14 protein-coding genes are annotated in these 12,772 nt (G+C 69.2%); 12 read left to right on the top strand and 2 right to left on the bottom strand.

Going from position 1 to position 12,772, the window contains the following annotated elements; all coding sequences use genetic code 11:
* Positions 1 to 136 precede the first annotated feature (136 nt).
* Together BWR60_RS33170 and BWR60_RS33165 are read right to left on the bottom strand one after the other, a co-directional pair.
* Complete coding sequence (locus BWR60_RS33170; RefSeq protein WP_088157123.1) at positions 137 to 1,201, bottom strand: ABC transporter substrate-binding protein; 1,065 nt, start codon at positions 1,199 to 1,201, stop codon at positions 137 to 139.
* A 141-nt stretch (positions 1,202 to 1,342) separates the two neighbouring features.
* Positions 1,343 to 2,272 carry a LysR family transcriptional regulator gene (locus BWR60_RS33165; RefSeq protein ID WP_088157121.1) on the bottom strand — a complete coding sequence of 310 codons (930 nt, stop codon included), beginning with the start codon at positions 2,270 to 2,272 and terminating at the stop codon, positions 1,343 to 1,345.
* 124 nt (positions 2,273 to 2,396) lie between these two features.
* On the opposite strand from BWR60_RS33165, the gene BWR60_RS33160 reads away from it, so the two are divergent.
* The 12 genes from BWR60_RS33160 to BWR60_RS33105 all read left to right on the top strand — a co-directional run bounded on the left by BWR60_RS33160 (position 2,397) and on the right by BWR60_RS33105 (position 12,471).
* Positions 2,397 to 3,251: a dimethylarginine dimethylaminohydrolase family protein gene (locus tag BWR60_RS33160; protein ID WP_088157119.1), complete on the top strand. Its 855-nt coding sequence runs from the start codon at positions 2,397 to 2,399 to the stop codon at positions 3,249 to 3,251.
* 9 nt (positions 3,252 to 3,260) lie between these two features.
* Positions 3,261 to 4,433 (top strand): aminotransferase, encoded by a 1,173-nt coding sequence (locus BWR60_RS33155; protein ID WP_088157117.1) that lies wholly within the window; start codon positions 3,261 to 3,263, stop codon positions 4,431 to 4,433.
* A gap of 19 nt (positions 4,434 to 4,452) precedes the next feature.
* On the top strand, positions 4,453 to 5,553 hold the full coding sequence (locus tag BWR60_RS33150; protein ID WP_088157115.1) for an ABC transporter substrate-binding protein: 1,101 nt from the start codon (positions 4,453 to 4,455) through the stop codon (positions 5,551 to 5,553).
* 70 nt (positions 5,554 to 5,623) lie between these two features.
* Positions 5,624 to 6,676: an ABC transporter ATP-binding protein gene (locus tag BWR60_RS33145; RefSeq protein WP_088157113.1), complete on the top strand. Its 1,053-nt coding sequence runs from the start codon at positions 5,624 to 5,626 to the stop codon at positions 6,674 to 6,676.
* A 68-nt stretch (positions 6,677 to 6,744) separates the two neighbouring features.
* Entirely contained in the window at positions 6,745 to 6,990 is a 246-nt protein-coding gene (locus tag BWR60_RS33140; RefSeq protein ID WP_088157111.1) for a type II toxin-antitoxin system VapB family antitoxin, read from the top strand.
* Positions 6,990 to 7,385, top strand: a complete 396-nt coding sequence (locus BWR60_RS33135; protein WP_088157109.1) for a type II toxin-antitoxin system VapC family toxin — start codon at positions 6,990 to 6,992, stop codon at positions 7,383 to 7,385. Before BWR60_RS33140 ends, BWR60_RS33135 begins: the two co-directional genes overlap by 1 nt.
* Positions 7,386 to 7,402: 17 nt before the next feature.
* Positions 7,403 to 8,263 carry an ABC transporter permease gene (locus BWR60_RS33130; protein WP_218823794.1) on the top strand — a complete coding sequence of 287 codons (861 nt, stop codon included), beginning with the start codon at positions 7,403 to 7,405 and terminating at the stop codon, positions 8,261 to 8,263.
* Position 8,264: 1 nt separating this feature from the next.
* Positions 8,265 to 9,062, top strand: a complete 798-nt coding sequence (locus BWR60_RS33125) for an ABC transporter permease (RefSeq protein ID WP_088157107.1) — start codon at positions 8,265 to 8,267, stop codon at positions 9,060 to 9,062.
* A 46-nt stretch (positions 9,063 to 9,108) separates the two neighbouring features.
* Positions 9,109 to 10,101, top strand: a complete 993-nt coding sequence (locus BWR60_RS33120; RefSeq protein WP_088157105.1) for a heparin lyase I family protein — start codon at positions 9,109 to 9,111, stop codon at positions 10,099 to 10,101.
* Between the two features lie 213 nt (positions 10,102 to 10,314).
* Positions 10,315 to 11,304, top strand: coding sequence for a heparin lyase I family protein (locus BWR60_RS33115; protein WP_088157103.1), 990 nt, complete (start codon positions 10,315 to 10,317; stop codon positions 11,302 to 11,304).
* Positions 11,305 to 11,401: 97 nt separating this feature from the next.
* A complete protein-coding gene (locus BWR60_RS33110) occupies positions 11,402 to 11,827 on the top strand; it encodes an organic hydroperoxide resistance protein (RefSeq protein WP_088157101.1) in 426 nt (141 codons plus the stop codon).
* Between the two features lie 146 nt (positions 11,828 to 11,973).
* A complete protein-coding gene (locus BWR60_RS33105) occupies positions 11,974 to 12,471 on the top strand; it encodes a hypothetical protein (RefSeq protein ID WP_144445845.1) in 498 nt (165 codons plus the stop codon).
* Positions 12,472 to 12,772 lie beyond the last annotated feature (301 nt).

The raw sequence follows: 12,772 nt of genomic DNA, 5'->3' as shown, positions 1-12,772 counted from the left end.
GGTTGGGGTCGCATCGAGGAGCCGATGCACGACATGGCATCGCTCCAGCGGCACGAACCCCCTCCCCCAACCCCCTCCCGCAAGGGGAGGGGGGACTATGAAGGCCGCATTCGGAGCCATAGTCAGGACAGCCCGCTCACCCCTCCGTCGGTGTCGACGGCAGCTCTTTCCCAGCAACGATGGCGTCGATCAGCTTCACGGTCCAATCCTGCGGGTAGGTGGCGTTGGTGACGCCGCCCTCGGGCGTGTGGGCCAGCCAGTAATCGAGCTTGGCCTGCTCCACCACCACGGTCGGCAGCCGCAGGTCCTTCGGCACGTCCTTGCCGGCCAGGATCTGCTGCGCCACCCAGAAGGCGACCTGGGCCGAGCCGGGGGCGATCGACAGGCTCATCGTCTCATAGCCGCTGGCGGTCTGCTCCTTCCACCATTTCAGCTCCTCGTAGCGGTTGCCCATGATGATCAGGGGCACCTTGCGCCCGGCGGCCTGGAAGGCCTGGGCCGCGCCGTAGCCGTCACCGCCCTGGGTCACCACTGCATCGATCTGCGGCAGCGTCGGCAGGATGCCGGCGACCTCGCGCTGGGCCACGGTCTGGGTCCAGTCGCCATGCACCGAGCCGGCGATGGAGAAGGCGGGATTGGCCTTCACCCCGGCCTCAATGCCCTTGTGGATCTCGTCGTCGACGAACACGCCGGCGAGGCCGCGGATCTCCAGCAGCTTGCCGCCCTTCATCCGGCCGGACAGGTAGTCCATCTGGGCCTTGCCCATACCCTCGAAATCGATGGCGATGCGCCAGGCGCAGGGCTCGGTGACGATGCCGTCGAAGGAGACGACGACGATGCCGGCGTCGCAGGCCTCCTTCACCGCGCCGTTGACCGCGGTCGGCGAGGCCGCGTCGATCACGATCGCGTCATAGCCCTGCAGGATCATGTTCTGGATCTGCGCCGCCTGGTCGGTCGGCGAATTGTCGGCGGTGGTGAAGGCTGGGGCCTCGGCCACCATCTTCTGCGCGACCGCCGCCTTGCCGACCTCGTCCCAGCTCTTCAGCATCGCCTGGCGCCAGGAATTGCCGGCGTAGTTGTTGCTGAGCGCGATCTTCTTGCCCGAGGTGTCGCCGGTGGCGACGCCGTCCGCCGCATGAGCCGGCACCGCGGCGACGCCGCACAGGAGCGCCGCCAGCGCCCAGTTTTTCACACCACGCATGAACCGATCCTCCCGCAATATTCTGTCCGGACTCTTGCCGGCGGCGGCACTATCGGATTTATCAGACAAATTGACAAGTGTACGAAACATTAAACAAATGTCCCCTTTCCGGCCGCCTTCGCGGGCCGGAACGGCGCGGGCTTAAGCGCGCGGCGCGGCCTCCGCGACAGAGGGCCGCGACGCCTGCAGGTCCTGGATCAGCAACTGCGCCGCGCGGGAGACGGTGGCCCCCTTGCGGGTCACGATCTCGAACGGCGCGTCATACCCCAGAAGGCCCGGCAGCAGCTGGTACAGCCGGCCCGCCGCCTGCCAAGGCGCCGCGTAATGGGTCGGCAGGAAGCCGATATAGCCGCCGGACAGGATCAGGATCGCCTGCGCCTCCATGCAGTCGACCGTGGCCGAGGCCGAGGCCTCGGACAGGCCCAGCCGCGCCAGGTCGCCGAGATTCCAATAGCCGCGTGTGATCAGCCGCTCGCGCCGCATCTCGGCCAGCAGGTCCGGACTGTCCGGCGCGCCGAACAGCCGGTGCCCGGCGCCGCAGTAGCACACCTGCTTTTCGCGGTAGAGCGGCGTGTAGACCAGCCCGGCGATGTGGCGCGGGAAGGCGCTGACGACCAGGTCCAGCTGCCCGTCCAAGAGCCGCTGCTCCAGCCGCGCCGGCGTGTCGATCGCCAGATGCAGATGCACCCGGTGGTCGCGGATGCCGAAGCGACGGAGCCCCTCGATCACGGGCGATCCCGGATCTCCGGCCGTGGCGTCGACCAGGCCGATATGCAGGTCACCCGCCAGCCGGGCGTCCAGAGCCAGGGCCTCGGTCCGGAAGCCCTCCACCGCGTCCAGCAGGCGCCGCGCCGCGCCATAGACCGCCCGCCCCTTCTCGGTCAGCCGGAAGCCGGAGCGCCCGCGCTCGCACAGCCGGGCGCCGAGCCGCCGCTCCAGATGCGCCATCTGGGTCGAGACGGTCGAGGCGCCGAGATTCAGCGCCGCCTGCGCCGCCGCGAAGCCGCCGGCATCGGCCACGGCGACGAAGATGCGCAGCAGGCGAAGCTCGACGTCGGATACGTTTTTCATGGAGATACGTTCTTCATGGTGACGAGATTACATCGAGAATCCGCGAAGTGAACGTCGTGCCGCCGCTATTTTTCAGCCGCGCGACATTTGTCATCCTTCCGGCAACGAAACGGCGAGGCCTCACGTGACCTGGACCCTGGATTCCGAGACCGGCGTGCTGCGCGACGTGCTGCTGGCGACGCCGGAACACTATGCCTGGCAGGCGACCAACAGCATCGCCCGGGCCACGCTGGAGGCCGGGTCGGCCTATGACCACCAGCGGGTGCAGGGCCAGTACCGGCAGATGGTCGATGCGCTGGAGAGCGCCGGCGTCACCTGCCACTATCTGAAGACCGAGCCGCACCTGCCCTATCAGGTCTACACCCGGGATTCGAGCCAGGTGACGCCCTGGGGCCCGGTGGTGACCCAGCTGTTCCGGCCGCAGCGGCGCGGCGAATACGCCTCCGTCATCGAGTTCTACCAGCAGCATGGCGGCGTCTGGCGCTATTCGACCGACGGCACGCTCGAAGGCGGCGACATCCACATCATCCGCCCCGGGCTGGTGCTGATCGGCACCTCCGGCGAGCGCACCAACGAGGCCGGCGCCCGGCAATTCGCCCGCTGGTTCGAGGCCGAGGGCTGGGAGGCGCGGGTCGAGCCCTTCCCTGAGCATTTCCTGCATCTCGACGTGATCTTCTGCATGGCCGCCGACGGCCTGGCCGTGGCCTGCACCGAAGTGATGGATGACGGCCTGCTGGACTGGCTGAAGGCCCACGGGATCAAGCTGATCCCCGTCACCTACAAGGAGGTGATGCAGATGGGCTGCAACCTGCTGGCGCTGGGCCGCGACCGGGTGCTGTCGCCGAAGCACAGCGCCCGGGTGAACGCCGCGCTGCGGGCCGAGGGGCTGACCGTGCTGGAGCCGGAGCTCGACCTGCTGGCGGCCGGCGGCGGCAGCATCCACTGCATGACCATGCCGCTGAAGCGCGATCCGGTATAATCAGCGCGCATGATCACGCTCAACCCCTTCCTCGCCGCGGTCGCGGCGCCGCCGATCGCCGAGGCCCAGCGCTGGGTCGAGGGCCGCAGCTTTCCGGCCGACCGGCCGCTGATCGACCTGGCCCAGGCGGTGCCGGGCCATGCCCCGCCGGAGGCGCTGACGGCGCATCTGGCCGAGCGGCTGCGCGACCCGGCGATGCACCGCTACACCGCCATCCTGGGCGTGCCCGACCTGCGCGCGGCGCTGGCGGCCCGCTTCGCCCGCTTCTACGGCGGCGCCATCGGCGCGGAGAACGTGGCGATCACCGCCGGCTGCAACCAGGCCTTCTGCCTGGCCATGGCGGCGCTGGCCAAGCCCGGCGACCAGGTGGTGCTGCCCCTGCCCTACTACTTCAACCATCGCATGTGGCTGGACGCGACGGGCATCGAGGCGCTGCACCCGGCCTTCCGCCCCGATGCCGGCGGCGTGCCGGATGTCGAGGAGGTGGCGCGCCTGATCACCGACCGCACCCGCGCCATCGTGCTGGTGACGCCGAACAACCCGACCGGCGCGATCACCCCGGCCGCGACGCTGCGCGCCTTCTACGAACTGGCGAAGCGCCGCGGCATCGCCCTGGTGCTGGACGAGACCTATATCGACTTCCTGCCGACCGACGACCGGCCGCACGACCTGTTCGAGGATCCGGACTGGGGCTCGACGGTCGTGCACCTGTACAGCTTCTCCAAGGTCTTCGCGATCACCGGGCACCGCGTCGGGTCGCTGACCGCCGGGCCGGCGCTGATGGCGCAGGTGGAGAAGGCGATGGACTGCGTCGCCATCTGCGCCCCGCGCATCGGGCAGGAGGCGGCGCTGTTCGGGCTGGAGCAGCTGGGCGGCTGGGTGCGGGGCAACACCGCGGCGATGCGCGAGCGGGCGACCGTGTTCCGCGCCGCCCTGTCGCAGCTGGAGGGCTGGCGGCTGGTCAGCCTGGGCGCCTTCTTCGCCTATCTGGAGCATCCCTTCGCCGGGCGCGAGGCCGTCGCCGTGGCCCGCGGCCTGGCGTTGGAGCACAATCTGCTGACCCTGCCGGGCAGCATGTTCGGGCCGGGGCAGGACCGGTTCCTGCGCGTCGCCTTCGCCAATGTCGGCAGCGACGCGGCGCCGATCGTCGCCGGGCGGCTGACCGCCGCACTCGGATCATAAGAAAGCACGAGGAGGTTTCATGACCCGCGAGATCTATCGCTTCTCCCCCAGCCGGCGGACCCTGCTGAAGCTGTCCGCCGCCGGCGCCGCCCTGGCCACGGTCGGCCGCGCGCCCTTCGTGCATGCGCAGGAGCGCAGCATCAAGATCGGCACCTATGGCGGCTATTTCGAGGAGAGCTTCGGCAAGCATGTCTTCCCGGAGTTCACCAAGGCCACCGGCATCAAGGTCGAGGGCGTCGGCGAGCCGACCGGCGAGGCCTGGCTGGTGCAGCTGCAGACCGCGGCCAATGCCGGCGAGGCCCCGGCCGACGTGTCGATGATGGCCCAGGTGGCGATGCTGCGCGGCATCAAGTCCGGCCTGTGGCAGGCGCTGGACCCGGCCAAGATGCCGAACGTCGCGAAGGTCTTCCCCGAATTCATCAACAAATACGATGACGGCCGCATCGCCGGCGTCGCGGCGGTGGCCTGGTTCATCACCCTGGTGACCAACACCGAGACCTACAAGGACGCGCCGGCCAGCTGGGCCGCGCTGTGGGACAAGGGCAACGAGGGCAAGCTGGGGCTGATGGCGCTGGCCAGCAACTCCTTCCTGCTGGAGATCGCCGCCCACACCTTCTTCGGCGGCAACACCGACATCCTGGCGACCAATGAGGGCGTCGAGAAGGTGCTGGCCAAGCTGGCCGAGCTGAAGCCGAACGTGTCGCTGTGGTACCGCGACGAGGGCCAGTTCCAGAACGCCCTGCAATCGGGCGAGATCCCGATGGGCGAGTACTACCACGACGTCACCGGCCTCGCGATCAAGGACGGCTTCCCGGTGCGCTCGACCTTCCCGAAGGAGGGCGGCGTGTCCGACCGCGGCTCCTGGGCCGTCAGCAAGGCGTCGAAGAAGCTGGAGGAGGCGCAGGTCTTCATCGACTACATGTGCCAGCCGACCCAGCAGGAAGTGCTGTCGCGCAAGGTCGGCACCGCGCCGATCGTGCCGCGCGAGCAGCTGACCCTGTCGGCGGAGGAATTCGCCGCCGTGTCCAGCGACATCAAGCCGATCATCCCGGACTACAAGCTGTACACCGAACGCGGCGACTGGGTCGCGGAGAAGTGGACGGGCATGATCACCGGCTGATTTCGAGAGCGCGCCCCGGCTGCGGAGCCCGCGGCCGGGGCCTTCCATTCAGAGACAGGACCCGCGCCGCATGCACGAGCTCCGCCTCCAAGGCATCGCCAAGGATTACGGCCGGGTCACCGCCGTCACCGATGTCAACCTCGCCGTCCCGGCCGGCAAGCTGGTCTGCTTCCTCGGCCCCTCCGGCTGCGGCAAGACCACGCTTCTGCGCATCATCGCCGGCCTCGAATCCCCGACCAAGGGGCAGCTGCTGCTGGACGGCCGCGACGTCACCCCGGTGCCGACGCACCAGCGCAATTTCGGCATGGTGTTCCAGTCGCTGGCCTTGTTCGAGCATCTGACGGTGGGCGAGAACATCGCCTATGCCCTGCGCATCCGCGGCGCCGACAAGGCGACGCAGCGCAGGCGGGCGGAGGAGCTGCTGGCCATGGTGCAGCTGCCGGGCGTGGCCGACCGCCATGTCTCGCAGCTGTCCGGCGGCCAGCGCCAGCGCGTCGCCATCGCCCGCGCCCTGGCGATCGACCCCAGCCTGTTCCTGCTGGACGAGCCGCTGTCGGCGCTGGACGCCAAGCTGCGCGAGGCGATGCAGATCGAGCTGCGCCAGCTGCAGCAGCGCCTGGGCGTCACCACCATCCTGGTCACCCATGACCAGCGCGAGGCCATGACCATGGCCGATGTCATCGTGGTGATGGGCCAGGGCCGGATCCAGCAGGCCGGCGCGCCGCTGGAGATCTACCGCCGCCCGGCCAACGCCTTCGTCGCCGACTTCATCGGCACCGGCAACCTGCTGCCGGTGCGGGTCGATGGCGGCGGGCTGCGGCTGGGTGACGCCGTGCTGACCGCGAGCGAGGGGCTGGGCGGCCTGCAGCCCGGCGCCGGCGCCACCCTGCTGGTGCGGCCGGAGGAGGTGCAGCTGCGCCCGGCCGGCGAGGCGGGCCCGAACCGTGTGTCGGGCACGGTCGATTTCGTGCGCGACCTGGGCAACGCGGTCGAGGTCACGGTCGACTGCGCCGGCACGAGGCTGGTGGCCGCCGCCGCGCGCAAGGACCTGCCGCCGATTTCGGCCGGCCAGACCGTGACGGTCGAGCTGCCGCCCGACTCCTGCGTGGTGCTGGCGGCATGACCGGCGCCGCTGCCGCGCTTGCCTGGGGATATACGAAGACTATATTTGGATATTCTGGAGGATATCCGATGGCCCTGTATGTCAAGGATGCCGAGGTCGGCGAGCTGGCGGAACGCCTGGCCGCGTTGCACAAGATCAGCAAGACCGAGGCGGTTCGCCGTGCCCTGCAGCACGAGCTGGAACGTGCCCGTGCCCATCCGACCCTGGTCGAGCGAGGCATCGAATTCGCCCGCGCTTTGCGCGCCAGCGGCGACCGTCAGGCCGCCCGCCCGGCGGACAAGCCGTTCATCGACAGCCTCTACGAGGAGCGCTGATGTTCGTCGATGCCTCCGCGCTGACGGCGATCCTGACCGAGGAGATCGACGCGCGCGAGCTCCTCGCCCGCCTGCAGAATGCCAACCGCCGCGTCACCTCGCCCCTGGCGGTGTGGGAGACGGTGGTCGCCATCGCCCGCATCCTCGGCCTTTCGGTGCCGTCGGCGCAGCAGGGGGTCGAGGATTTCCTCATCCTCGCCGACATCGCCGTGATCCCGGTCGCGGCGGAAACCCGGGCCTTCGCCATCGACGCCTATGCGCGCTACGGCAAGTCCCGCCATCCGGCGGCGCTGAACTACGGTGACTGCTTCGCCTATGCCTGCGCCCGCCAGGCACGGCTGCCGCTGCTGTACAAGGGCGACGACTTCCCACAGACCGATATCGAGGCGGCATGACCATGAGTGCCGCCACGATGAGACCGACGGCCTCCTCCGCCCCCCGCGGCCTCCTCGCCCGCATGCCGGCGCTGTGGCCGGCGGCGATGCTGGGCGTGTTCTTCCTGATCCCCTTCGTGATCATGGTGGCGTTCAGCTTCTACCACCGGGTCGAGGGCGGGCTGTACGAGCCGGCCTTCGAGCTGGACAACTACGCCCGGTTCTGGACGCCGCTGTTCACCCGGGTGCTGGGCTTCTCGCTGATGATCTGCGGCCTGGCCGCGGTGGTCTGCGTCACCGCGGCGGTGCCTTTCACCTGGTTCCTCAGCCGCACCCGGCGGCCGGCGCAGGTGGCCTGGCTGGTCGGCATCCTGTCGATCCTGTCGCTGTCCGAGGTGATCATGGGCTTCGCCTGGTCGATCCTGCTGTCGCGGTCGGCCGGCCTGTCCAACCTGCTGGTCAGCCTGGGCCTCCTGGACTCGCCCGAGGCCTGGACGCCCAGCTTCGGCGCCCTGCTGATGGGCCTGTGCTTCATCGGCTTCCCCTATTCGGTGCTGATGCTGTACCCGGCGGTGAACCGGCTGGACCCCGAGATCACCGAGGCGGCGCGCACGCTCGGCGCCTCGCCTTTGCGCGGCTTCTTCACCGTGGTGCTGCCGTCGCTGCGCCAGGCGATCCTGGCCACCGCCATCCTGGTCTTCGTCTTCACCCTGGGCTGCTACGTGCTGCCCCAGGTGCTGGGCAAGCCGGAGCACTGGACCCTGTCGGTGCTGATCACCGACCAGGCGATCTACCAGTCCAACATCCCCTTCGCCGCGGCTTTGGCGGTGTTCCTGGTGCTGGTCAGCCTGGCCCTGATCGGGCTGACCCTGCTGCTGGGCCAGGGAAGGAAGCGCTGATATGGGCCGCGTCCTCTCCCGCCTCTATATGGGCCTGATCGGAGCCGTCCTCCTGGCGCCGATCATCGTCATCATCGGCGTGTCGCTGAACGAGAAGAAGCGCCTGCTGTTCCCGCCGCAGGGCCTGTCCCTCGCCTGGTACGGCGAGATGCTGCAGGACCCGGACTGGCTGGGCGCGCTGGGCAACAGCGTCACCATCGCCGTGCTGGCCGCCGCCCTGTCGGTGTCGATCGCGCTGCCGATGGCCTGGTATCTGTGGCGCTGGAACCCGCGCTGGGGCCGCGCCCTCTACACCCTCGGCATCGCGCCCTTCATCCTGCCGCCGGTGGTGTCGGCGCTGGGCTTCCTGATCTTCTGGCAGATGGTCGGGCTGTACGGGCACATCGCCGCCACCATCGTCTCGCACGGCATCTTCTTCGTCACCCTGCCGCTGGTGAACATCGCGCTGGGCCTGGCCTCGATCGACCGGGCGGCGGTGGAGGCGGCGCGCACGCTGGGCGCCGATGAGCGCACGGTGTTCCGCACCATCGTGCTGCCCTCGGTGCGGCCCTACATCATCTCCGGCTACGCCTTCGCCTTCGTGCTGAGCCTGAACGAGTACATCATCGCCTACATGGTGGCCGGGTCGACGGTGGAGACGCTGCCGATCAAGATCTTCAACGCCCTGCGCTACGGCTACACCCCGGTGATGGCGGCGGTGACGGCGCTGTTCGTGCTGGTGGCGGCGCTGGTGTTCTCGCTGGTGGCCTGGCGCGGCGACCTGCCGCGCCTTCTGGGTGCCACCCGCCCGCCGCGTTGACCTATCCTGCCGGTTCGCTTCCCGATTCGGCATTCTGACTGATCCTATGCTTCCTGCCCTGCTGCGGTGGTCCCTGCCGGCCATCGCCCTCCTGCTGGCCGCCGCACCGGCCGCAGCCGACCCGATCTCCGATCCCCCGGTGACCGACCCGATGTCCGACGGGTTCGAGGGCGGGCGCATCCCGCCGCAGATCTGGTCGCCCTGCCGGCGGCCGGAAGGCCGCTTCTTCATCGACGACATGATGGCCCGCTCCGGCCGGTATTCGGCCGGCATGGCGCTGCTGCCGACGCCGGACCTGCCGCCGGCGATCGAGGCGGTGAACGGCCCGCACACGCGCAGCGGCTGCATCGATTCCGACACGGACATGGATTTCATGGCCGGCAGCGACCAGCGGGCCGAGCTGTGGCTGCGCGAGACCGAGCCGAAGGGCACCGACCTCTGGTACGGCTTCAGCTTCCGCATCGACGCCGCGCCGGCGCCCGCGGCCGACAACCGGCGCCTGCTGGTCGGGCAATGGAAGCAGGCCGGCCAGTACAGCCCGTTCCTGGGGCAGCGCTTCCGCAACCGGAAGTTCTACCTGACGGTGGAGCAGGACGGCCCGGCCCGGCTGCAGCAATGCCGGGTGCTGGTGGCGTGGGAGGACGGCTTCGATGTCTCGGAGTTCCCGCCGCATCGCAGCTTCCTGCATGACGGCTTCGACCCGGCCGGCAACAAGCTGGCGCCCGACTACACGACCGATTGCGGCAGCGACCTGACCATCGATCGCCGGGCGTCGCTGCCCTCGCCCTACGGCGCCTGGGTCGACATGGTGGTGCATATCAAGGTCGACGCGCAGCCGGACGACCTGATCGAAATCTGGGCCAACGGCGAGAAGATCGTCACCGTGCGCGGCCGGCTGGGCTATCGCGACAGCGGCCGGCAGTACTTCAAGATCGGCCCATACCGCGACCCCGGCGAGACCCCGGTGGTGGCCCATCTCGACAATTTCGGCCTGGGCCACAGCTTCGAGGAGGTCGATCCCCGGCGGTTCGACAAGTGAGAGACCATTTGTAAATGCTACTGGCGAGGCCGTCTGACGGCGGACTCGAAGCTTCCGGTGCTCACGGGCCAACGCCCGCCGCACTCCGGTTCTCGAAACCACCGCCAGCCGGCTCACGCCAGCGCATTTCCAAACGGTCTCTCGGGCCGGTGCCGCTTGGCTGCGCCGGGCCGGCCGCCTATCCTGCCGCGGCCCGACACCCCGGCGGTGAGCATGCCATCAGCCCCATTGCGGCAGCTTTGGCTGCCGGCCGTCCTGATCCTCGTCGCCGCGCCGGCCTTTGCCGCACCCGCGGGTGCCGACATCGCCGATGGCTTCGAATCGGGCCGCATCGACCCGCGGGTCTGGGCCCCCTGCCCGCGCGCCGAGAACCGCTTCTTCATCGAGGAGACGGTGGTGCGCTCCGGCCGCTACGCCGCCGGCATGGCGCTGCTGCCGGACGCCACGATGCCGCCCGCCATCCCGAAGGCCGAGCTGGCGCGCCGGCGCAGCGGCTGCCTGGACACGGCGCCGGGCGCCGTGTTCAACCCCGAGGACGACCAGCGCGCCGAGCTGTGGCTGCAATCGGTCCAGCCCGCCGGCACCGACAGCTGGTTCGGCTTCAGCTTCCGCATCGACAGCCCGGACGCCGGGGCCGGCGGCAACCGGCTGGTGGTCGGCCAGTGGAAGCAGAGCGGCAGCCAAAGCCCGTTCCTGGCCCAGCGCTTCAAGGGCGGCGCCTTCCATCTGACGCTGGAGCAGGCGACGGCATCGCCCGGCCAGCAATGCCGGGTGCTGGTCGCCTGGCAGGACGGCTACGACTTCTCGGACTTCCCCGCCGGCAGCCGCAGCTTCCTGCATGGCGGCGGCCCCGAACTGGATGGCGAGCTGGATGGCGAGCTGCCGCCCGCCTCGGCCGCCGAATGCGCCCGCGGCCTGGCCATCGACCGCATGGCGCCCCTGCCCTCGCCCTTCGGCGCCTGGGTCGACATGGTGGTGCATCTGCGCGTCGCCGGCGGCCCCGACGACCTGGTCGAGGTGTGGGCGAATGGCCGGCCGGTCGTCACCGTGCGCGGGCCGGTCGGCTCCCCCGCCGCCCGCGACCAGTATTTCAAGTTCGGGCCCTACCGCGACCCGTCGCCGGCGCCGCTGGTGGTCCGCTTCGATGATTTCAGCCGCGGTGACAGCTTCGCCGCGGTCGATCCCCGGCGCTTCGATCCATAGAGGCACCGCGACCCGGTGGCAGCTTCAGGCTGCCGCCCCATGTCTGTACCGTCATCCCTGGCCGCATCGCCGGTGCGGCCCAAACCAGGAGCATCCCATGAGCAAGCCTGAGAAGATCCTCTACAAGGCCACCTCGACCTCGACCGGCGGCCGCGACGGGCGCTCGAAGTCGTCCGACGGCATCATCGACCTGCCGCTGGCCGTGCCGAAGGAGATGGGCGGCAAGGGCGGCGCCACCAATCCGGAGCAGCTGTTCGCCTCCGGCTACTCCGCCTGCTTCCTCGGCGCGATCCGCTTCGTCGCCGGCAAGGAGAAGGTGCAGATCTCGCCCGACGCCTCGGTCAAGGCCGAGGTCGGCATCGGCGAGATCCCGGGCGGCTTCGGCATCGATGTCGACCTGACCATCTCGCTGCCCGGCCTGGACAAGGCCCAGGCGCAGGCGCTGGTGGAGAAGGCGCACCACGTCTGCCCGTATTCCAACGCCACCCGCAACAATGTCGACGTCCGGCTGCATATCGCCTGACGCCCGAGGGGCCTGGCAGGCCCCGCCCGATGCACCGCGAGCCCGGCCGTTGCGCCGGGCTCTTTTCTGCCAGCGACCAGAAACCTGGATCTCCACCGGAACTCCGCGAATCCGCCATAATCCACCGGCAGAAGCGGACAATAACAATGAAACGGTGGAATTCAGTGGAGCAGAACGATCGAAACGACCGCCTGGCGGGCGTGCGGAGAGGGGTCGTCCTCGCCGTCCTGTGCGTGTCCCTGGTCGGGTGCGGGGCGTGGGGCAACAGCCTGCGGCAGACGGCCAGCGGGCTGATGGGGCAGAACATCCAGGCCGCCTATGCGGAGTGGGGGCAGGAGCACGCGACGCGCCCCGCCCAGCCGGACGAGAAGGGCGGTGCCCGCACCGAGCATGTCTGGGACGACCTGACCGCCGACACCAGCCAGGAATTCGTCCAGACCGGTTCCGAATATGTCGGCCAGCAGATCGTCGGCATGCAGACCAACGTCGGCGGCTCGCAGTCGCCCATCATCCAGGACCAGTACCAGCCGATCGGCTACTACCAGACGACCGCGCTGAGATGCACCGTGGTCCTGGTCACCGACGCCAGGGACGTCATCGTCGACTACTCCGTGAACAGCTGCGGCCGCTACAATGTCGACTAGAGCGGAATGAGGTTGGTTAGAATCGGAAGGGGATTCCCAGGGGCGAGGGAATGTGATTCATCATGCTGGCTGGGAGGAGGCCAGCCTGGATGGGTAAACCGTGCTCGATGGATCTCCGTGAGCGAGTGGTGCGGGCGGTGGAGCCAATGTCGACTAGAGCGGAATGAGGTTGGTTAGAATCGGAAGGGGATTCCCAGGGGCGAGGGAATGTGATTCATCATGCTGGCTGGGAGGAGGCCAGCCTGGATGGGTAAACCGTGCTCGATGGATCTCCGTGAGCGAGTGGTGCGGGCGGTGGAGC

Source organism: Inquilinus limosus (genome assembly GCF_002195995.1).
In the GTDB taxonomy this organism is placed as follows: domain Bacteria; phylum Pseudomonadota; class Alphaproteobacteria; order DSM-16000; family Inquilinaceae; genus Inquilinus; species Inquilinus limosus_C.
Note: the sequence above shows the minus strand (reverse complement) of the source record. Positions and strands in the feature narration are given on the sequence as shown.